This is a genomic window from Achromobacter sp. JD-1, assembly GCF_038594925.1.
Taxonomy (GTDB): Bacteria; Pseudomonadota; Gammaproteobacteria; order Burkholderiales; family Burkholderiaceae_B; genus Achromobacter; species Achromobacter spanius_C.
The window spans coordinates 21,449-40,006 of record NZ_JBCGCS010000035.1; the positions used below are offsets into that span (position 1 = coordinate 21,449).

The 18,558-nt window shown below is 60.2% G+C and carries 19 protein-coding genes; 7 read left to right on the top strand and 12 right to left on the bottom strand.

Annotation, left to right across the window (positions count from 1 at the left end; translation table 11 throughout):
• Positions 1-119 precede the first annotated feature (119 nt).
• Positions 120-761 carry a glutathione S-transferase family protein gene (locus WBR68_RS29835; RefSeq protein ID WP_050449528.1) on the top strand — a complete coding sequence of 214 codons (642 nt, stop codon included), beginning with the start codon at positions 120-122 and terminating at the stop codon, positions 759-761.
• Positions 762-850: 89 nt separating this feature from the next.
• Here WBR68_RS29835 and WBR68_RS29840 read toward each other — a convergent pair whose 3' ends face one another.
• On the bottom strand, positions 851-1,441 hold the full coding sequence (locus WBR68_RS29840; RefSeq protein WP_050449529.1) for a BPSL1445 family SYLF domain-containing lipoprotein: 591 nt from the start codon (positions 1,439-1,441) through the stop codon (positions 851-853).
• Between the two features lie 175 nt (positions 1,442-1,616).
• Between WBR68_RS29840 and WBR68_RS29845 the strand changes: the two genes are divergently transcribed.
• Positions 1,617-1,886 (top strand): hypothetical protein, encoded by a 270-nt coding sequence (locus WBR68_RS29845; protein WP_050449531.1) that lies wholly within the window; start codon positions 1,617-1,619, stop codon positions 1,884-1,886.
• A gap of 311 nt (positions 1,887-2,197) precedes the next feature.
• Here WBR68_RS29845 and WBR68_RS29850 read toward each other — a convergent pair whose 3' ends face one another.
• From WBR68_RS29850 to WBR68_RS29865, 4 genes are all read right to left on the bottom strand, one after another.
• A complete protein-coding gene (locus WBR68_RS29850) occupies positions 2,198-3,073 on the bottom strand; it encodes a DUF6708 domain-containing protein (RefSeq protein ID WP_230696055.1) in 876 nt (291 codons plus the stop codon).
• Positions 3,074-3,094: 21 nt separating this feature from the next.
• Positions 3,095-6,259 (bottom strand): T6SS effector BTH_I2691 family protein, encoded by a 3,165-nt coding sequence (locus tag WBR68_RS29855; RefSeq protein ID WP_230696056.1) that lies wholly within the window; start codon positions 6,257-6,259, stop codon positions 3,095-3,097.
• Between the two features lie 3 nt (positions 6,260-6,262).
• On the bottom strand, positions 6,263-7,204 hold the full coding sequence (locus WBR68_RS29860) for a DUF4123 domain-containing protein (RefSeq protein ID WP_230696057.1): 942 nt from the start codon (positions 7,202-7,204) through the stop codon (positions 6,263-6,265).
• A 434-nt stretch (positions 7,205-7,638) separates the two neighbouring features.
• On the bottom strand, positions 7,639-7,977 hold the full coding sequence (locus tag WBR68_RS29865; RefSeq protein WP_230696058.1) for a hypothetical protein: 339 nt from the start codon (positions 7,975-7,977) through the stop codon (positions 7,639-7,641).
• Positions 7,978-8,190: 213 nt separating this feature from the next.
• Here WBR68_RS29865 and WBR68_RS29870 point away from each other — a divergent pair, with 213 nt between their 5' ends.
• From WBR68_RS29870 to WBR68_RS29880, 3 genes are all read left to right on the top strand, one after another.
• The gene (locus WBR68_RS29870) at positions 8,191-8,991 is read left to right on the top strand and encodes a hypothetical protein (RefSeq protein ID WP_230696059.1); all 801 of its coding nucleotides are present in this window, start codon (positions 8,191-8,193) and stop codon (positions 8,989-8,991) included.
• Between the two features lie 269 nt (positions 8,992-9,260).
• The gene (locus tag WBR68_RS29875; RefSeq protein ID WP_050449537.1) at positions 9,261-9,836 is read left to right on the top strand and encodes a DUF6932 family protein; all 576 of its coding nucleotides are present in this window, start codon (positions 9,261-9,263) and stop codon (positions 9,834-9,836) included.
• Positions 9,833-10,723 carry a hypothetical protein gene (locus WBR68_RS29880; RefSeq protein WP_050449538.1) on the top strand — a complete coding sequence of 297 codons (891 nt, stop codon included), beginning with the start codon at positions 9,833-9,835 and terminating at the stop codon, positions 10,721-10,723. Before WBR68_RS29875 ends, WBR68_RS29880 begins: the two co-directional genes overlap by 4 nt.
• Before the next feature lie 10 nt (positions 10,724-10,733).
• On the opposite strand, the gene WBR68_RS29885 is transcribed toward WBR68_RS29880, so the two are convergent.
• The 7 genes from WBR68_RS29885 to WBR68_RS29915 form a co-directional block, all read right to left on the bottom strand.
• On the bottom strand, positions 10,734-11,522 hold the full coding sequence (locus WBR68_RS29885) for a DUF899 domain-containing protein (RefSeq protein ID WP_230696060.1): 789 nt from the start codon (positions 11,520-11,522) through the stop codon (positions 10,734-10,736).
• A gap of 187 nt (positions 11,523-11,709) precedes the next feature.
• On the bottom strand, positions 11,710-12,477 hold the full coding sequence (locus tag WBR68_RS29890) for an aldolase/citrate lyase family protein (RefSeq protein WP_230696061.1): 768 nt from the start codon (positions 12,475-12,477) through the stop codon (positions 11,710-11,712).
• A 10-nt stretch (positions 12,478-12,487) separates the two neighbouring features.
• Positions 12,488-13,270, bottom strand: a complete 783-nt coding sequence (hpaH, locus tag WBR68_RS29895; RefSeq protein ID WP_230696062.1) for a 2-oxo-hept-4-ene-1,7-dioate hydratase — start codon at positions 13,268-13,270, stop codon at positions 12,488-12,490.
• Positions 13,271-13,283: 13 nt separating this feature from the next.
• Entirely contained in the window at positions 13,284-14,153 is an 870-nt protein-coding gene (locus WBR68_RS29900; protein WP_230696063.1) for a fumarylacetoacetate hydrolase family protein, read from the bottom strand.
• Positions 14,150-15,097, bottom strand: a complete 948-nt coding sequence (locus WBR68_RS29905; protein WP_230696064.1) for an amidohydrolase family protein — start codon at positions 15,095-15,097, stop codon at positions 14,150-14,152. Before WBR68_RS29905 ends, WBR68_RS29900 begins: the two co-directional genes overlap by 4 nt.
• Positions 15,098-15,124: 27 nt before the next feature.
• Entirely contained in the window at positions 15,125-15,505 is a 381-nt protein-coding gene (locus WBR68_RS29910; RefSeq protein WP_230696065.1) for a RidA family protein, read from the bottom strand.
• A gap of 135 nt (positions 15,506-15,640) precedes the next feature.
• Complete coding sequence (locus WBR68_RS29915) at positions 15,641-16,609, bottom strand: Bug family tripartite tricarboxylate transporter substrate binding protein (RefSeq protein WP_230696066.1); 969 nt, start codon at positions 16,607-16,609, stop codon at positions 15,641-15,643.
• Between the two features lie 248 nt (positions 16,610-16,857).
• Here WBR68_RS29915 and WBR68_RS29920 point away from each other — a divergent pair, with 248 nt between their 5' ends.
• A complete protein-coding gene (locus WBR68_RS29920) occupies positions 16,858-17,490 on the top strand; it encodes a flavin reductase family protein (RefSeq protein ID WP_046807937.1) in 633 nt (210 codons plus the stop codon).
• Complete coding sequence (locus WBR68_RS29925) at positions 17,487-18,275, top strand: IclR family transcriptional regulator (protein ID WP_230696067.1); 789 nt, start codon at positions 17,487-17,489, stop codon at positions 18,273-18,275. The genes WBR68_RS29920 and WBR68_RS29925 overlap by 4 nt, the downstream gene beginning before the upstream one ends.
• Positions 18,276-18,558 lie beyond the last annotated feature (283 nt).

An 18,558-nucleotide genomic window follows, 5' to 3' on the forward strand; every position in this document is an offset into this window, starting at 1 on the left:
TATCCGTAAAGGGCGGTGTCCGAGTGGACACCGTGGGCTATCCGATGCGGCAAAGCGGCGTAGAGTGGCGAAGTCGACGCGCAGGCGTACCCACGCCGGCGCACCTATAAAGGAAGCTCATGCTGACCGTGCATCATCTGGGAAAATCGCAATCCGAACGCATCGTGTGGCTGTGCGAGGAACTCGCCATCCCGTACAACCTGAAGGTCTATGACCGCGATCCGGTCACACGGCTGGCCCCGCCTGAATACAAGGCGCTGCACCCGCTGGGCACGGCGCCCATCATTACCGACGGCGACGTGGTGTTGGCCGAGTCCACCGCCATCGTGGAATACCTGTTGACCCGCTACGGCGACGGCCGCCTGACGGTGCCGCCCACCAGCCCGGACTATGCCAACTACCTGTATTGGTTCCACTTCGCCAACGGCTCGCTGCAACCCAGCCTGATGCGCTGCATGGTGCTGGCCCGAGCCGAAGTGCCCGCCGACAAACCCGCCGTGCAATTCGCCGATGCGAGGCGCCAGCAGGCCTTGGCGATGGTCGACAAACAGTTGGGCAAGACCGATTACCTGGCCGGCAATGTCTTGACCGCCGCCGACATCATTGTTGTGTTTTCGCTGACGACGATGCGCCTGTTCTATCCCTACGACTTGTCGCCGTATAAGAACATTCTGACGTACCTACAGCGCATCGGCGCGCGCGATGCGTATCGCCATGCCATGAAAAAAGGCGACCCGGAGATGGCGCCTATGTTGTCCTGAAGGCGGGCGGCAGCGCCGCGCCGAGGTCAGGATGTGGGGACCGGCCCATGCTGTGAAGCAGCGTCCAGCCGGTCCCGAAGGGCAGAGGATTACAGCGTTGTCGGCGATATCTTGTTGCCGTCCACCGACACACCGGCCATCAAGCCGCCGTTGTTCAGCACAAAGCCCACGATAGGTTGCTGGGCGGTATTGGAATCAATACTGCCGTTGGCACCCACATTGGCCACGGCCACGGAGGCGTCGGCGCCGATGGTCCAACCGCTGCTGGCGCGGAACTTGGCAAGGGCGTCATCCGTCATGAACAACAGCACCATGGCTTTGGATTGGGCGCCGGCTTGAAAGCCGATCGACCCGCCACTGATGCTGTAGTAGCCCGTGTCTTGCCCTTTCACCCGCAGCACCCCGGTGCCGTGTTGGGCGCCGACGATGAAGCTGGCGCTAAGCACGTCCGGAAATACCAGCACGCCGCGCGCGCGTTCCACCAACTGCCTGGATTGCGGCGAGCCCTCGTACAGCTTGGTCAGCGTGGCGTTGGCGGCGGCGTTCAGCTCTTGCCGCTTCTCGGCCGACGTGGCCTTGTCGGCGGGGGTGGTTGTTGTGCAACCCGCGAACATCACACTCGCCACGCCTAGCGTCACCGCCACCGTGGTCCTACGCCATGTAGAAGAGATCTTATTCATATGCGCTTCCTTTTTGGTTGCAGGCGAATTTGCAGATTACTCTTGTTGATGGCGTTGGTGCGGGCTTAAGAAGCGGGTTTTGGGAAAAATTTGGGCGCGGGACTAAGTCTGATCGCTGACCTTGAAAGCCACGGATAGCGCGTCGCGGCAGGCTATCGCGGTTTACCATCGCAATATGTTTCTGCTTATTCTCCTTTGGATCGTTCTGGCCCTGGTGGTGGGCGGCTTGGCCGCCGGCCGGGGCCGCAAGCGCATCGGCTGGACGATACTGGCCTGCCTGATCAGCCCGCCCTTGGCCGGCGCGTTTTTGTTTGCCATTGCCGACCGGTCAGCCCATGCGCGTGAACCGGTGCTGCCGACCCATACGGAATGCCCGCACTGCGCCGGGCGGATTTTGCGCGACGCGCGGGTTTGCCGGCATTGCGGCGGCGAGGTATCGGCTTAGTTCAGCTTGATGTTGGCCTTGCGGGCAACGTCGCGCCAGCGTCGAAGACATGCGCGAGAACGTCAAGAAGGGCACAGGGGGTTGCAGGGGACCGCCTTGAAGGAGACGTCGGTGGCCATGCTGGCGCTACGCGACTCGGCTCAAGGGGCATCGCGCGACGACCTTGTTTGTGCCAGGCTTGATCACGGCGATCGATACGCCCCAAGTGATGATCAGGCCGCCATTCGGCGTAGCACCTCGTCGTCGCCAGACACCGGGCTGATCTTCCTGCCATCCTGGATGTGGCCTATCAAATAAAGGCCTTCTGCGTTTCATTTGTCGGTCTGTCCTTTGTGCTGGGCTTGCACAACTGCTGGGCTGTCTTCAGGCCCGCTGCGCGATTCTGCATCCATTTGCTCTGGCCAGTGGACTCTAGGGGCCAGACGAAGCGCAAGGTTGTAGGAAGGAACTTCATTGGGATCGTTGAATCTCTCGACCGGCGGCAATGCTTCGGGGCCGTGCTGCATGTAAGCGCAGACATAGTCCCAAGAGCTGCCTTCGTCTTGTCCTACGCTCAACGGAAAGCGGTCGATGACTTCATTTGTGCCGGGTTTGATGACGGCAATGGATACACCCCAGGTGATGATCAAGCCGCCTTGCGCGGTAGCACCGCGTTGGCGCCAGACTTCAGCGCGCAGGTCCGCCCAGTTGTAGGATTTCGTGGTGACGTACCAGCGAGCGAACGGGTTCCACCAGAGGAAACGGAAACTATAAACAAATGCCTTGCGGCGCAAACGATTGAAGCGGATGGGCTCGTCCCGAGGGGGCGCGGTGTCAACCCGTATCATGAAAATAGTCCACCACAGCATTGCGGCGACAACTGCCGAGATCTCAAGCAAGTTCAATATTTTCATTCCGGGTGAAATTAGTAATGGAATAGCGAAAATTAACCACGCTATGCCGAATATAGATAATGCAAGTAATAGGCCTCGCATTTTGCGAGGCTTTCGATTTACTTCTAGATAGACACCGTTCATGGAATTAATGACCGGCACTTCTTCGATACTGATGAGCGTCGGAGCGCAGCTATCAGGTTCAGCCAAGTCTCGGACCCAGCCACGATGTGGCGGCACGAGGAGAGGTTCGGTGTTGGGCGAATATTTGTTTTTTTGGATCAATGCTGGCCTCGTAAAAGATAAAAATTTCATATGCACCCCGATCAAACGAAGCTACCGGAATGCAATGGCCGTAATTTCTCCATATACGCTCGTATCCTCGACGTTCGGCCAGTATTTGACGTGCAGCGTGGCGGACTCAATCTCTTCCTCGCCGAGGTCAATCAAAATTGACCCGGCTATTAATGGTGAGGCTATTGTCGGCTGACGAGTGGCGTTGCCGTCGATTTGGTGCCCAGGGCGCTTGGGAGTGACTGACAGTTTCGCGATTGCTTTAGAATTGTGCTGCTCCGCGACTACTATTTGCGCAGGCGTGTGCCGCTTTAACGCTAGGTACATCGCATAGCCTGATTGCTCCGACGTCCACCTTGGTAGTTCGACGCTATAGTCAAGCGTTGTTCCCCACGTGATGCCCGAAGCGCCCATCGGGGCTAGCGACGATCGGGGGCGGAAATTAAATTCAAAATCTATTATTAGCCCTATTAGAGCTGCATTCAGAGCCCCAATAGCAGTGTCTTTATCCGCATTGGCAGCACCTGACTTTTCGATAGCTATTTCTTCGCTAGCGTGTGGGGGAATATTAATAATGGTTTTAGCCGCGTTCCACCAGATGGATGGGATTTCGTCATGATTCCCAAAATAACACCGGCGAGTCCATTGCTCGATAGAGGTTGACTGGTTGCGCCTTGCGCATGCAGATGCGGTGTAGGCAAGCAGGCCAAAAGCAATAGCCCATCCAAGGGGGCCCAGAAGTGATGACGCCCCAGATAGAGCAACGTACGCCCCTGCGAAGCCTGAAAGTATGGATAGACCACTGGCAGCTAAATAACGGTTGCGTGAGTCGGCATCTCCCGATCTATGCGTACGCGAGGCCGCAAACCCAAATTGCACTCCCTCAACCACTCCCGATAGCGCACTCGTCACCCCTCCAAATCGAATCAGTCCTTTCCCCAGCGTCAGCGCGTTCACCGCACGCGCTTCTGCGATACCTGCTTTCTGCAACGCTTGCGCCACGCTTCGGATGCCCACGCCGGTCGCCTCTATCCCAACGCCCATTACTCCGACCGCGCTCGCAGCTACGCTCGCGACGGCTTCCGGATACTGCGCGCCCATCACCCGGTCCAGGTCCTGCAAACTTCGGGTCAGCCCGTCTTGCTGAAAGAACAATGCCCCCATAGACAGCACCAACTCCAGGTTGGCGAATCCGCGCATGCCTACCAAAGCGGTGTGCGCTAGCAGCTTCGCATCCAAGGCGGTCGTCTTTAGCTGTCCCGCAATCGCAATAGCGCCGGGCTCCAAGCTACCCACGGCCACCTCCAGGCTGCGCCAACTGCCGTCGAGGGCGTCGGCTGTAGCGTTGGACACTACGCTCAGTTTTTCTTTCAACCCTGCAGCCGTATCCGCAATCCAGAAAGTGGCTTTGAATATCTGGTTCTGAGCCGGGCCGGGCAGGGTGAGCATGCCGCTGAAAATCAGTGCGCGGGCCTGCTTGCCGGTTTCACGTACTGCCTTGTCGAACCCTTGGCGCATTTGCTTGGTCAGCAAATCCTGATATTCACCAAGCGTCAGTTCGATTTCCACGCGCAAAAGCTGGACGCGTTCGCACAGCAGCAGGGCGGCTTGATGTACGGTGGCGGCTACGGGTACAAGCTGCTCTTGCACCCGCGCTTCCATCGCCAACATCGCGTTGGTCATCGCGCCTTGCAACTGGCCAACGGCTTCCTTGACGGTGCTGCGTAGGAAAATCTCGCCTTCCTGAGACATCATCAGATCTTTGATCGCGGCATACAGCTTGCCCGAATCATTCGCCTGAAACCCTTCCGTAAAAGTCGGACGCAGTCCCGCGAGCAGGCTTGCGTTCTTCGCCAGCAGCGCCTTGTACAAGATGCTGTTCGGATCCTCCAGCAACGCCTTCCACAGCTTCTGCGTGGGACCCAGTTCACCGCCGGTGTCTGGCGGTGTTTCGCTGGGGCCGCCGTCCAGGCACGCCGCCACCATCTTGGTATAGCCTGCCGCCGAATAGGAATCGTCCGCCGAGTAGTCGTGTTGCGCAATCCGCTGCCAGGCGTCAGACAACAGCCATGCTGCATAGCGCCTGCCCACAACGTCGATCAACCCCTGTCGACGTTGCCATTCTTTGTCATGCGCGTCTTGAAACTGTTTGCGGCGCGGCTCGCTATAGCGTTGTTCCAGGCGCTTTTGATAATCCGCCGTGATGCGCTTGGCGGCTTTCTCCGTTTCACGCGGTACATCCACCGGCGGCAAATGCGCGCGCATGCCTAACACCGGGTGGTCATTATGTTGTTTGCGGTATTCGATTTCTTTCTGGACTTCTTCCACCGCTTGCGCTTGCGCCCAAGTCTTTTCCAGTTCTTTGATCTGCACCAACGCCGCCGAGGTGAACAGCAGATATTGCCGTTCAGCATTGCTGGCCCATGCCAGGCGTTCTTGAATCAGAATATGGCGTTGTTGATTGAATTCCAGCACCGCGCCGACGGGGTCGGGTAAGGCCAATACCGGTACGCCTTGGGGCAAGCTTTGCATTTTCTTGGCGCTGTCGACGTACTCATTCAGCGGCACGATGCGATGGGTGCGAAGTTGAACGGCGTGTCGGCTACCGAAGTCGTGACCGTCGTAGCGGTATTCCCATACGTGGTCGGTCAGGAATCCGTCCGCATAGTTGAGGCCATGCAACAGCGTGTTGGGCGTGTTGCGTAGCGCCGTCAAATCGACTTTCAGAAACCGGGTTGAAGGCGCCCGCTGTGCTTTGTAGGCGTGCAGTACCTGCTCGGGCCATCGGTCTTGCGAGAACGCGATCCACGCTTCCTTGTAGACCTTGGTGTCCAGATGAATAAATGAAGCTCGCACGTCATGCCCGACCGCCGTGCAGGCTTTGGACAGCGGCTTGGCCGTGCCCTTGGGCATACGGTAGGGATCGTACTGACGCAGATAACCATCCGCGCTGACTTGGTACGCATGCCAGATTTCTTGATCCAGCAGCACATACACATAGCCTTGACGCAGCACGCGGTACTTGCCCGATTGGATATCGATGCCAGGGCGGTCTTGATCGGGGTTGAACGGAGACGACGGCGGCAAGGGCGCTTCGCGCAGCAGCATGATGGGCATGCCGCCCCGTTCGCAGGTCCGGCATGCGCCGGCCGGCACCGCAGAGGCTTCTTGCAGCGCCACGCGGATTTGATTGGTAAAGGTATCCATGAATCAGCTCCGAGTGCGGGTCAAGGTGGCGAGTAAGTCGTGCCATTCGGCACGCTCCAGCGCGCCGAGTGCATCCTCCAAGGACGTTTTGCCGGCGGCGGCTTCCTGTATGCACTGCTGAATACGCGGATGGGCTTCCAGATGCGGATTCACGGTCAAATGCTGCAGGGCAAATGTCATACGGTCCTGCGCTTTACCCAAACCCAGCGCATGGCTGCGCCGCAAGTGCGCCAGCACTTTGGCCGCGGCGTGTATTGCGGGGCCAGGCGTCTCGCGCAGCAACGGCGCCAGCGCGTGCAGGTCAGCGCGCATGGGCTGTGTGGTCAATTGCTGCCAAGCGGAGAGAACACTGCCGACCATCGGCGCCAGATACTGTGCGGAGATTTCCGCGACACCTAACGATGGCGCGTGCGCATTGCCGTTGCCGCTAAGGTGCAGCAAGCGCCCGCCGCTGCTGGGCACGATCCATTGGCTGATCGGCCACAGCCATGGCCCGATGCTGTCGCGCAGGCTGACGGCCAACAGTTCCAGACGCAAGGGCTCAAAGAACGGCACGACACGCTGCGCGTTCTGCTCGGCAACCAGACAGCGTTGCGCCAGGTGTTCCGCCACCACCGTCAGCGGCGACGGGCTGCTTAGCCAACCGCAAATCAGGCGTTTTCCACCGATGTGCTCGGCCAGCGCCACGTTCACCGTCATGCGCAGAAAGTCTTCGTCCAGCGTCTGCCCGGCATTCGCCAGGGTGATCAGCCTTGGGCAGGCGGAGAGGTCATGCGTCAGGTCCGCGCGCAACACAGGTTCGACGGCATCGGTCGCAAACCGTGCCAGCAAATTGTCGGGATGCAAGACGTGATCTTCGTCGCAATCAGCCTGCGGATCGACCAAGAGATAGAAGCCTTGGTCGGCGATTCTGGACCGGGAAAGCAGGGCCGCGTACGTGGTCATGGCGGCGTTCTTCGGTCAGCGATCAAGCGGCGGCAAAGCATAGGTTGCTTCATGGCGGTTATTGGCGGTGTCCTGGTGGCAAAGCGCAGCCGAAGGGGCTGGGTGCTTTCTCTAAAAAGAAGCGCTACCAGGGCTAATGCAATATCCGTGCCACGTGCGGTCGCCGGGAAAATATCCCTTTGCGATCAATGGCTTGTGTTTTTGTGGCGTGGCGTGTCGACGCGCGCACCGCGTCAAACGCCTGAAAAACCCGTGTTTTTACGAAGAATTGGGCCAGATTTGACCCGATAAAAAATATCCGCTGCGTTATCAACGGCTTAGGGCGGGTCATATTTGGCCCGATCAGGTCAAATCTGGCCCACTAGGTCAACGGCGTGGTAATCAGCGCAATAATCGACGCGGTGATCAGCGCAGCAATCCGCGTACTAAGCGCTTTAGTCAGCGGCACGCCAAGACTTGCGCCGCGACGTCTTAGGCTTGGGCGCCACGCCCATGCGCGGGTCTCGGTCCAAGGCCAGCGCCACCAGCACGGCCGCATGGGACTCAAACGCTTCGTCGGTCTGCGGCAGGTACAGCCACTTACCCAACTCCGGATGCACCAACAGCCCGGGCACGTCCGCCATCAGCGCTGCATGGTGCTCGCGCGATGTACACACCATGACCCCGTTCCAGGGCGGTTCACGGTCTGCAACCACCAAGTACAGCGACTCATCCAGATACGCCGCATCGCAGCCGAACATCTTGCGGCGCTGGTAGGCGGTGTCGCTTTCCATGGGCTCCAGAATCCATAACAGGGAATTTACGCGGGCAGGGGAGCGCTTGCGAGGCGGGGCGAAGAGGTCGGACGAGGGCGATGACGATTTACTCATGTCGGCAAGTTTAGGCGGACAGGGCGCTATCGTTCACCTGGAATTTTTCATTTAGACTTTCGCGGTTTGCCCACGAATCGCAAACCGTTAACCCCGGAATTTGCAAACGCATCCCCCATGTCTGAACATCACCAATTCATTTGCCCGCGCGATTTTCACCTGCCGCCGCCCGATTGGCAGGCCCTGGAAGCGCAACTGCTGAACGGCGGATACGTGCTTGAGCCGCGCGGCCGGCAAGTGCCGTATCGCGCCATCATCAACCTGGGATTCGGCGTGGCCGGCCTGAACGAAGGCTCATATCAAAACCCGGAACCCGTGGGGACGCCGGGCGACTTGCTTGCGCGTTATGTGCAGGCAGGCCATCTGCCCGCCGACCTGCCGATTCGGCACGACGCAACCATCGAAGAATCGCTGAGCCTGCTGGCGCAACATGGCATCACCCCGGATCCGCTTTACGACGATAACGAAAGCAGCGACTGGCACAGCCCCCAATACTGCCTTGGCCCAGCCGCGCGCCCCTACCTAAGCGCCGAGGTCCAAGAGGACTATGACGCAGATCCCAGGAATTTTCCGCTGATGCTACTGGCGTTCAACGGCCAGAACCCCAGCGTGGCGGTCGGAGAAAACCTGTCCGAGCCGTGCCTGCCGGGTTCCGACGAACCCTTGGAATCGCTACCGCCATTTGATTCGCACGTGGATTTCATCGGCGCGGCATATGAGGACCCGGCTGCGCAATGGCATAGCGAGGCAAATGGTTGTGCCTACCGCATCCTGGAACTGGACTGGCGCTATAGCCTGGCAATGGGATTTCGGATGGTGCGCATGGAATGGCTGGATGAAGCGAGCGCGCGCGGCATCGCCAGGCTGATTGGCGAACTGACCGGGCAGGCGATGGTGTGTAGCCATCGGCATTTGTGATGGCGGGTGGGGCGCATCGCTGCGGCCATTGGGGCGTTCAATAGCCGAGATAACTGGCAAGAAGTTTGTACGTGTAACGTGCTGAACGGGGAAATTGACGGGACGGCAGTTGCGATGTCGGTGAAGTCGGGCCGTGAGGCTAAAAGTAGGACTCTTTCACGGTGTTTATGGGCGGTTATTGCGGGTGTTTTTGGGTGTCGACGGTCTATGATGGATGGTTCGTATCGAACAGCAATTTGACCTTTTGATGTGGCCCAGAGGCAAAATCTATGATTCCTGCATGGAACCTTCAAGGCGTTCTTCCGCCGGTGCGCCCGGGTGCTCATGGGCACGATCCTGATCGTTCGCCATATAAATCGTCCCTTCATTCGCTGATCGACGCGATGGGGATATCGTGCGCTCGATTGAACATTCTTGATGGGCTTCTGAAGTTCCGCGCCGAGATTCACAGAATTGGAATCGACACGGGATTTCAATGGCTGAACGGCAGCTTTTCTGAACACGTCGAGGTTGTTGAAGCAAGAGACCCGCGTGACGTTGATGTTGTGACGTTTTTGGATCTTCCGAATGGGCTGGACCAAGAGGCACTAGTGGCTAGGAATCCACGTCTTTTCGATCAAGCGTATGTGAAAGACACCTATCACGTGGATGCCTATTGGGAAGTTCTGGGCCGCCCGCTGCAAGCCGAATCGGTTCAATCAGTATCCTATTGGTACAGCATGTGGTCCCATAGAAGAGACGGCATGTGGAAGGGCTTTGTTCAAGTGGAATTGGACCCGTCCGAAGATGTCGTTGCTGTTCAGGTGCTAGCTCAAGCCAAGAGCGAGCTTGGAGTCGAGCCATGACTAATCGTGATGAATTCCTCACCTCCGAAATCCGAGAGTTGGAACGAATGTTGGAGGATATTCCTGCGTCAGCGGCGATCCAACGTATCTCGATTCAAAATCGTTTGAAGACGGTTCGTGCTGCGCTCAAGAGCGAGCTAGCCTCCCCACAACCTTCACGCGTGAAGCTTACTTTTCGAGGACGTCCCACGATCGGGAGCCATGGAATTGCGGCGGACTTTGGGGGAAAGGCAACCACCGCGTTTGCCGATGCCTTTGCAGCTGTAGTGGCCGGGCTCAACGAAAATCTTCAATTGATGGGGCCCATTCCTGACCGCGATAAAAATCAACTTTTGATCACTGGCACCGCGGTAGGTTCGTTCGGATTCGAATTCGAACTTCCCGCCGGGGGTCTGTTTCCCGAGCACGAGAAAACAGAGGATGCACTGCAGAAGATGCAGTCGTTGCTAGAGGCCTCGGCGACCGGCAGTGATGATGATGTGGCGGAGTTTGTTGATGCGATTCATCCTCGTGCAGTAAAGAAAATCTCTGAGTTTCTCTCGGTCTTGTTTCAGTACCACGCGTGGTGTGGGCTGGAATTTAAAGGCAGGATATTCAGGTATGAGGGCTTCGACCAGTTGACACACTCCGCCAGTCGGCTGGGCGAAGAAAACATACAGGAGGCGTCCGAATCCTTTGCGGGTGAGTTTGTGGGCATTCTTCCCAACTCGAGAACGTTCGAATTTCAGACCGAGGATGGGCTGATCAAAGGCAGGATAGGCGCTTCAATTGCAGATCCCGACGTGATTCTCAGAGACTGGCTCAAGCGCAGCGTACAAATAACGTTAGCGGTTGTGCAAGTAGGCCAAGGGCGTCCTCGCTTCACGCTGAACGCCCTTCCCAAGTAACGCGGTACGGCTACGGCGCTGGCTTACCCTTGTTGCAGCATTGCTCCATGAGCGCCTTATCTGCCGCCTCGGACACCTCGACCCACTCCTGATCTGGCGGCGCACCTGGCACATAACTATCGTGCCAGTTCCACCAGGTGTACGCCGGCGTCTGCGGATACCCTTCAGGCGAATCCTCCCAAGCTTCCTGCCGGCCCAACGGCGTGATGTCCAGGTAATTCCACGTCCCGCCCATCTGCTCGTCGCCACGGTTATTCAAAAAGTACGTGCGGAAAATGCGGTCGCCATCGCGAAAGAACACGTTCGTCCCGTGCCATTCGTCCACGCCAAAATCCGCGTCGAAGCTGTCAGTGATCGTGAACCACGGCATCGTCCAGCCCATGCTGGCCTTCAGGCGGGCGATGTCGGCTTGCGGGGCGCGTGAGACAAAGACCAGCGTGGTGTCGCGGGCATTCAAGTGGGCCAGATGCGCCACTTGATCGGCCACCATGGAACAGCCTCGGCATGCGTGCTCGGGCCAGCCGTACACGCCGGGTTCGAAGAAGGCGCGATAGATGATGAGCTGGCGGCGCTTGTCGAACAGGTCGCGGAGCGTCAGCTTGCCGTTCGGGCCGTCGAACGTGTATTGCTTGTCGACGGGCGTCCAGGGCATGCGGCGGCGCTCGGCGGCCAGGGCGTCGCGGGCGCGGGTTTGGGCTTTTTCTTTCAGCAGGAGCTGCTGGCGGGCGGCTTCCCATTCGTCGGGGGTTACGACGGGGGGCGTCTGCATGCGGCCCGTGGGTTCAGTGGCAGCGGTCATGGCGGTGTTACCTCCGGTGGTGATTCCTTCTTGGCTAGGATGAACGGCGGGATGCATGACAGCCCGCCGTGTAAGGGTGCTTACGAATAGTGTTGCACCGCGTGCCGAGAGCCGGGAGTAACAAACGTGGCGTTATTTCCGTGGCATAAGCCGCCACGGCCGCGCGTCTAGCGTCTAGCGAAACCCGTCAAACCTGTGCGAACCGCGCCGCCAACTGATCGCAATACCGCACCAAGATTGCCGCGTCCACGCCGACCGCCGTAAACAAACTCCCCGCCTCGATATACCGGCGCGCCAAGATCTCATCCCCCGTCAGCACGCCCGGCGCCTTGCCCGCCGCGCGTATGCGCTTGATGGCGCTTTCCACCTCGGCCACCACTTTCGGGTGCTGTGGCTCGCCCGGGTACCCCAGGCTGGCGGCCAGATCCGCGGGGCCAATGAAAACCCCATCCACGCCATCCACCGCAATCATGGCGTCCAGATTCTCCAGCGCCTCGCCCGTCTCGGCTTGCACCAGCAAACACAGTTCTTCTTCGCACCGACGCATATAGTCCGGCACGCGCCCATACCGCGTTGCGCGCATCGTGCCGCTAACGCCCCTTATCCCGCGCGGTGCATAGCGCATGCCGGCCACCGCGCTTTGCGCCTCATCGGCGTTCTGCACATAAGGCAGCAGCAAGGTCTGCGCGCCGATATCCAGATACTGCTTGATCTGCACCTTGTCATTCCAAGACGGGCGCACCACCGGATGGCTCTTATACGCGCCAGCCGCCTGCAACTGCGACATCACGGTGGGCAGCACCACGGGCGTGTGCTCGGTATCCAGCAGCAGCCAATCAAAGCCGCTGGCTGCCACCAGTTCCGTGCTGTTCGCATGCCCAAGCGTGACCCACAGGCCAGTCTGATGGCGCTGTTCACGCAGCGCGCGTTTAAAGGTATTGATGGGGAGTTCCATGCGCGCCGCCTTATGAGAAATGCACCGAGATGCTGCCCAGCTTGCCGTAGTCCGCATGCAACGTGTCGCCGCGTTTCACCGCGACCGTGCGTGTGAAGGACCCCGCCAGCACGATGTGACCGGCTTCCAACCCGGCGTCGTGCTGCGCAAGCTTGTTGGCCAACCACGCAATGCCCAGCGCGGGATGCCCCAGCACTGCTGCCGACACGCCCGATTCTTCAATCACGCCATTCTTCAGAAGCAGGGCACCGACCCAGCGCAGATCAATATCCATCGGCCGCACCGGCCGGCCGCCCAGCACGATGCCGGCGCAGGCCGCGTTGTCGGCAATGTTGTCGACGATGCGGCGCGGATACTTGCTGCGGCCATCGATCAGTTCCAGCGCGGGCACCACGTAATCGGTGGCATCCAGTACGTCGAACAGGCTTACGTCCGGGCCGCGCAAGGGCTTGCCCAGCACGAAAGCCAACTCGACTTCCACGCGCGGCACGATCAGCTTGTCGGTGGGAATGGTCTGCCCGTCTTGATAGAACATCGTGTCCAGCAAATGGCCGTAGTCGGGCTCGTCGATGCCCACGGTGCTTTGCATGGCCTTGGACGTCAGGCCGATCTTGTGGCCGCGCAGCTTGGCGCCGTCGGCAATCTTCTGGTCGATATTGCGTTGCTGGATGGCATACGCATCGGCAATCTCAATGCCGGGAAACGCTTGATCAAGCTGCGTGGTGGGCACGCCGCTGCGCTCGGCTTCAAGCAGCAGGCTGGCCGCGCGGGCGCGGTCGTCGTCGTTAAGCATGGAAGGCTCCTGATCAGTGCGCGGCGACTTCGTCGGCCACGGGGTTCGACAACACGCCGATGCCGGCAACTTCGACCTCGACCACGTCGCCCGGCTTCAAGAAACGCGGCGGCGTGAAGCGCACGCCTGCGCCAATCGGTGTGCCGGTAGAGATCACATCGCCGGGCTTCAGCGTGGTCCAGATCGAGATGTAGCGGATCAGTTCCGCGAACGGGAACATCAGGTTGTCGGTAGCGTCTTGCTGGCGCAGCTCGCCGTTGACGCGCGTCGTCACCGTCAACGGCGCGGCGGGATCGAATTCGTCGGCCGTCACCATCCACGGCCCCATCGAACCGCTGGCGTCAAAGTTCTTGCCCTGCGTTACGTTGAACTTGCCGTGCTTGATCCAGTCGCGCACCGTGCCTTCGTTCAGGCAGGTCAGGCCCGCGATGTGGCTCCAGGCGTCCTCGGCGGCGATGCGGCGTCCGGCCTTGCCGATGATGATGGCGATCTCGCCTTCATAATCCAGTTGCTCGGATTCCGGTGGGCGCAGCAAGGGTTCGCCATGGCCCACGAACGAACCCGGAAAGCGCGGGAACACGCTGGGGTAGGCGGGCGGTGCGCTGCCGTCTTTATATTCCTCGTTGCGCTTGCCGTAGTTCACGCCGACGCAGATGATTTTTTCTGGCGAGGGTATTGGCGGCAACAGCCGCACCTCGTTCAGTTTGTGCGTGGCGGGAAGCGAGTCCGCCAATTTGGCCAGCGCGGGCAGGGCATCGGCTTCCAGCGCAGCGCGCAGGCTGCCATACCCGTGGCCGTGGCCATCCAGCGCCACGATCTGGTCCTGGCCACGCAGCGCGCCAAAGTGCGTGCGGCCTTCATGCGTATAAGTCAGCAGTTTCATTCGTCGAATCCAAACAAGCGAGCGGGGTTGTCCACCAGGATTTTCTTAAGCGTCGCGGCGTCGCCCGCATAACGCGCCAACTGGTCCACCAACTGGCCCTCGTCGGGCGTGGGCTTGGTGGAGACGGGATGCGGCCAGTCGCTGCCCCACACCACGCGGTCGGGGTTGGCGGCGATCAGCGCTTGGGCAAGCGGCGTCACGTCGTCCCAAGGCGGGCCGCTGCGTGAGATCTTTTCCGTCAACGACAACATCACCCAGAAGTTGCCGCGACGTAGCAACGACTCCAACAACTGCCGAGTCGGGTCCCCCGCGCCCGCCGTGGGATCAGCACGCCCCATGTGGTCCAGCAGCACCGGAATATCCAGCCGTTCAAACTGCGCCGCCTGCGCCATCATGCCGTCGGGCTCCGGCTGAAACTTGGCGTACCAACCCAGTTCACGAATGCGCGCAATGGCGCGGTCAAACACAGCCGGCGCCATGCTGATACCCAAGCCCTGACGCGTGAACCGCGCCCCGCGCACGCCCGCATCGTGCAGCTTCTGTATGTAGGCGTCGTCACGCTCGGCCAGCACCACCGCATTCGCGCAACCGCGATACGACGGGCCGGCGGCGGCCAGGCCGTCCAGCACCACCTGATGATCCGCGCCATAGGTGGTGGCCTGCACGATCACGCCACGCTCGATGCCCAGTAGGCGATGCAGGCCCAGCGCGGTCTCGATGGTGGCGCTGGGCATCTCGTACGCCGCGCCGGGGCGAACCGGGTAACGGTCTGCGGAACCGAATACGTGAAACTGGCTATCGCAGGCCTTAGCAGGCAGCCGGGTAGCGGGGGCAGTGGGGCGGGGATTAAAGGGTTGGTACTGCGAGGGTTGGTATTGCGGCGCTTGGTCCTGCGGCGCTGGATTCTGCGCGGGTTGATTCTGCGAACTTTGGCTTCGAGTCATTTGGCTTTGAGTCATCGTCTGTCTCCCTTACCCGATCACGGCCACAAAATCGCATTCGATCAGCTTGTCGCCATCCAGATCGGCCTGCATCGTATGGCGCGCCGGGCGGTTCTCCGCATCCGGAAACGCTTGCAGCCACACGGCATTTAGCGCCGCGCGCTGGCTGCGGTCGCGCATCCACACCGTCATCTTGGCGACGTGATCCAGCGTGCCGCCGCCCGCCTCAACAATGCGCCGCACGTGGTCGAACATCAGTTCGCACTGGCGCTCCAACGTCGCGCCGTACGCGCCGGTGGCGGGGTCGGTGCCTTGGATGCTGCCCGAATACAGCATGGGCCTAATCCGGCACGCGGCCGGAATGGGGTTCTTGTGGCTGAAGCCTTCGGCGTAAATGCTGCGTCTGCTCATGGCGGTTCCGTGTGGAAAGAAGGGGGTGGGGCGGCATCGCGGCCATGACCAGGCAAGGCCGCGATGCGTTCGGTTTTCAGGACGCGGCTGCTGGCGGGTCAGGCCAGGCTGCGGTCCGGTGGCGGTGGTCTGGCCTTAGTTCGCCGTGATGCCCGCACGCTTGATGATCGGCGTCCAGCGCGCGTCTTCCGCTGCCAGATAGCGCGTGAATTCCTCGGGCGTACTACCGCGCGCCTCGGCACCCAGGTCATCAAAACGCTTGATAATCGTCGGCTGCGCCAGAATCTTGGTCAGCGCCTCGCTCAACTGTTTCAGCACATCCGGCGGCGTGCCCTTCGGCGCCAGCAGCCCGGTAAACGTGGCCGCCTCCATGCCCTGCACACCCGCTTCCGCAAACGTCGGCACGTCCGGCATCGAGGGCACGCGCTTGGCCGTCGTCACCGCCAAGGCGCGCAAGCGGCCTTCCTTCACATACGGCAGCGCCACCGAAATCTGATCAAAATTGAAATCCACTTGCCCGCCCAACAGATCGGTCGTGGCCGGCGCGTTGCCCTTGTATTGCGCCGTCGTCCAACGCGCGCCCGTCAACGACTGCAACAGCTCGCTGACCAGATGATTCGTGGTCCCCGCACCCGGAGACGCCATGTTCAGCTTGCCCGGCTCTTTCTTCGCCAGCGCCAGCAATTCAGCCAGCGTCTTCGCCGGCACGCTTGGCTTCACCTGCAACACCAGCGGCGTGTACGACACCGAACTGATCGGCGCAAAGTCCCGGTCCCACTTGTAGGCATCCCGCTTGAAGATCAGCGGCGAGAACAGCAGCGGCCCGTTCGCCGCCATGAACAAGGTGTAGCCATCCGGCTCGGACCGCGCCGCCTGCTCACCGGCAATCATCCCGCCCGCACCCGGCTTGTTCTCGACAATAAACGGCTGCCCAAACGCCGCCTGCAACCCCGGCGCAATCAGCCGCGCCGCCACATCCACATTGCCGCCCGGCGGATAGGGCACCACGATCTTCACGGGTTTCTCGGGCCACGCGGCGTGCGCCATGGAAGTCAGAACGGTCAGCGCCACCGTGGCGCAGGCGCGAAGGGTATTGCGAGTCATGGTTTGTCTCCTGGTCGTGTCATCACGTTTTGTTTGTTGTGTTTGACGACACTCTAGAAATTCCCGCGCCGCTGAACAATCCGAATTTCAAGAAAAGTTCCGGATGTTGGACTCTTTTGGCAGGTTGCTTTGTGGGCGGCTTTTGGTGCGACCTTGTTTCGCCGGAGAATTACCCTGGGCGCCTATTGCGCGCGCGGTTTTATTCATTGTTGAATGTTCAATATCCGGACTACGGAGCCAGACCCACCATGCACTTTCCCGCCAGCGACCTGAACCCCGAACAAACCTACCGCCTGATGAGCGGCATCGTCGTGCCCCGACCCATCGCCTGGATCAGCAGCGTCAACGCCCACGGCGGCGTCAACCTGGCGCCGTTCAGTTGCTACACCTTCGTCTCAAACAAACCCCCCATGATCGGCGTCAACATCGGCCGCAAAGCCGGCAAACGCAAAGACACCGCCGAAAACATCCTGGCCAACCGCCACTTCGTCGTCAACGTCGGCGACGAAACCCTGCTTGATCCCCTGCACGACAGCGCCCAAGAACACCCTCCTGAAATCAGCGAAGTCGACGTGCTGGGTTTAAGCGTGCTTCCCGGTGCCGTTATCGACACCCCGCGACTTGCTGCCGCGCCCATCAGCCTGGAATGCCGCTTTCATAGCGTCACCCCGTTTGGCGACACCGGCGCGGAGTTCTTCGTGGGCGAAGTGGTGATGTTCCATATACGCGATGGCCTGCTGCAAGACGGCAAGATCGATACGGCATTACTACGCCCCATCTGCCGCATCGGCGGGCCGAACTACGCATCGCTAGGCCCCATCGTCACCAAGCGGGGTATTCAGCAGACGCCCAAATCCATTATCAAACCGGAGGCCACGTGAGCGAACCAGAAGACAAAAGCGCATCCGGCGCACAGACGGTACGCAGGGCCTTGGCGCTGCTGCGGCTGATTGCGTGCGGACAAGAGCGCGGCGTGCGGCTGGTGGATCTGGAACGCATGTCCGGCCTGAATCGGCCCACCGTGCATCGCCTGCTGAAGACGCTGGTGCAAGAGGGCGCGGTAGAACAGGATTCAGAAACACGACGGTATTTGATCGGGCAAGAGATCAGTTTGCTGGGGCTGGCAAGAACAAGGCGCTTTCCGCTGCTGACCCTGGCGGACCCGTATATGAGCGAGCTGGCCGATCAGGTCGGGGATACGGTGTTTCTGAGTATTCGACATGGGCACGATTCGATATGTATTGGGCGGCGGACGGGCAGGCATCCGATACAGGTGCTGTCGATTGAGGTGGGGGTTAGACGGCCGCTGGGCGTGGGGGTGTCGGGGGTGGCGTTGTTGGCGAGTTTGGGAAGGGAGGAGAGTGTGGAGTTGGTGCGGGGGAATGCGGCCAGGCTGGAGGTGATGGGGGAGCGGGTGGAGGATGTGATTGCGCGGGTTGAGGTGGCGCGGAGGGAGGGGATTGCGCATGCGGCAATGGGGTTAATGCCGGGGACGAGTGCGGTGGCGGTGCCGGTGTTGACGGAGGGAGGGGTGGCCTTGGGGGCGATTACGGTGACGGCGATGGCGGAGAGGTTGGGGGTGGAGAGGTTTGGGATGGTGGTGGAGAGGATGAAGGCGGCGGCGGGGGGGATTGCGGGGAGGTGGGGGCGGGTGGAGGGGAAATGAGAGGAAAGCTCGGTGGATATTGAGGCGCTCGCGTAGGGACATTCAAACTAAGAAAAGAGCGAGCGCAATCAACAAATCGATATGCGCTCATGTATGGCCGTTTGCATGGAGCTTTAGATCTGCCATAGATCAAAGTTAGTAACTAAGGTAACATTTGGAATCTTTGGCCGACCTTGGCCCCTGAAGTCTCGCTTCAGGGCAACGCGGGGACTGTCAGAAATTTTGTGTTCTAGGCGTTGTTCTGACGTTGCATCATTTACTCGCTGGCCCACTGGGCGTTGGT

What these genes read in the sequence shown, in the direction of transcription:
- WBR68_RS29835 (WP_050449528.1), top strand. Translation starts at nt 120, where the DNA reads ATGCTGACCGTGCATCATCTGGGAAAATCGCAATCCGAACGCATCGTG.
- WBR68_RS29840 (WP_050449529.1), bottom strand. Translation starts at nt 1,441, where the DNA reads ATGAATAAGATCTCTTCTACATGGCGTAGGACCACGGTGGCGGTGACG.
- WBR68_RS29845 (WP_050449531.1), top strand. Translation starts at nt 1,617, where the DNA reads ATGTTTCTGCTTATTCTCCTTTGGATCGTTCTGGCCCTGGTGGTGGGC.
- WBR68_RS29850 (WP_230696055.1), bottom strand. Translation starts at nt 3,073, where the DNA reads ATGAAATTTTTATCTTTTACGAGGCCAGCATTGATCCAAAAAAACAAA.
- WBR68_RS29855 (WP_230696056.1), bottom strand. Translation starts at nt 6,259, where the DNA reads ATGGATACCTTTACCAATCAAATCCGCGTGGCGCTGCAAGAAGCCTCT.
- WBR68_RS29860 (WP_230696057.1), bottom strand. Translation starts at nt 7,204, where the DNA reads ATGACCACGTACGCGGCCCTGCTTTCCCGGTCCAGAATCGCCGACCAA.
- WBR68_RS29865 (WP_230696058.1), bottom strand. Translation starts at nt 7,977, where the DNA reads ATGGAAAGCGACACCGCCTACCAGCGCCGCAAGATGTTCGGCTGCGAT.
- WBR68_RS29870 (WP_230696059.1), top strand. Translation starts at nt 8,191, where the DNA reads ATGTCTGAACATCACCAATTCATTTGCCCGCGCGATTTTCACCTGCCG.
- WBR68_RS29875 (WP_050449537.1), top strand. Translation starts at nt 9,261, where the DNA reads ATGATTCCTGCATGGAACCTTCAAGGCGTTCTTCCGCCGGTGCGCCCG.
- WBR68_RS29880 (WP_050449538.1), top strand. Translation starts at nt 9,833, where the DNA reads ATGACTAATCGTGATGAATTCCTCACCTCCGAAATCCGAGAGTTGGAA.
- WBR68_RS29885 (WP_230696060.1), bottom strand. Translation starts at nt 11,522, where the DNA reads ATGACCGCTGCCACTGAACCCACGGGCCGCATGCAGACGCCCCCCGTC.
- WBR68_RS29890 (WP_230696061.1), bottom strand. Translation starts at nt 12,477, where the DNA reads ATGGAACTCCCCATCAATACCTTTAAACGCGCGCTGCGTGAACAGCGC.
- hpaH (WP_230696062.1), bottom strand. Translation starts at nt 13,270, where the DNA reads ATGCTTAACGACGACGACCGCGCCCGCGCGGCCAGCCTGCTGCTTGAA.
- WBR68_RS29900 (WP_230696063.1), bottom strand. Translation starts at nt 14,153, where the DNA reads ATGAAACTGCTGACTTATACGCATGAAGGCCGCACGCACTTTGGCGCG.
- WBR68_RS29905 (WP_230696064.1), bottom strand. Translation starts at nt 15,097, where the DNA reads ATGACTCGAAGCCAAAGTTCGCAGAATCAACCCGCGCAGAATCCAGCG.
- WBR68_RS29910 (WP_230696065.1), bottom strand. Translation starts at nt 15,505, where the DNA reads ATGAGCAGACGCAGCATTTACGCCGAAGGCTTCAGCCACAAGAACCCC.
- WBR68_RS29915 (WP_230696066.1), bottom strand. Translation starts at nt 16,609, where the DNA reads ATGACTCGCAATACCCTTCGCGCCTGCGCCACGGTGGCGCTGACCGTT.
- WBR68_RS29920 (WP_046807937.1), top strand. Translation starts at nt 16,858, where the DNA reads ATGCACTTTCCCGCCAGCGACCTGAACCCCGAACAAACCTACCGCCTG.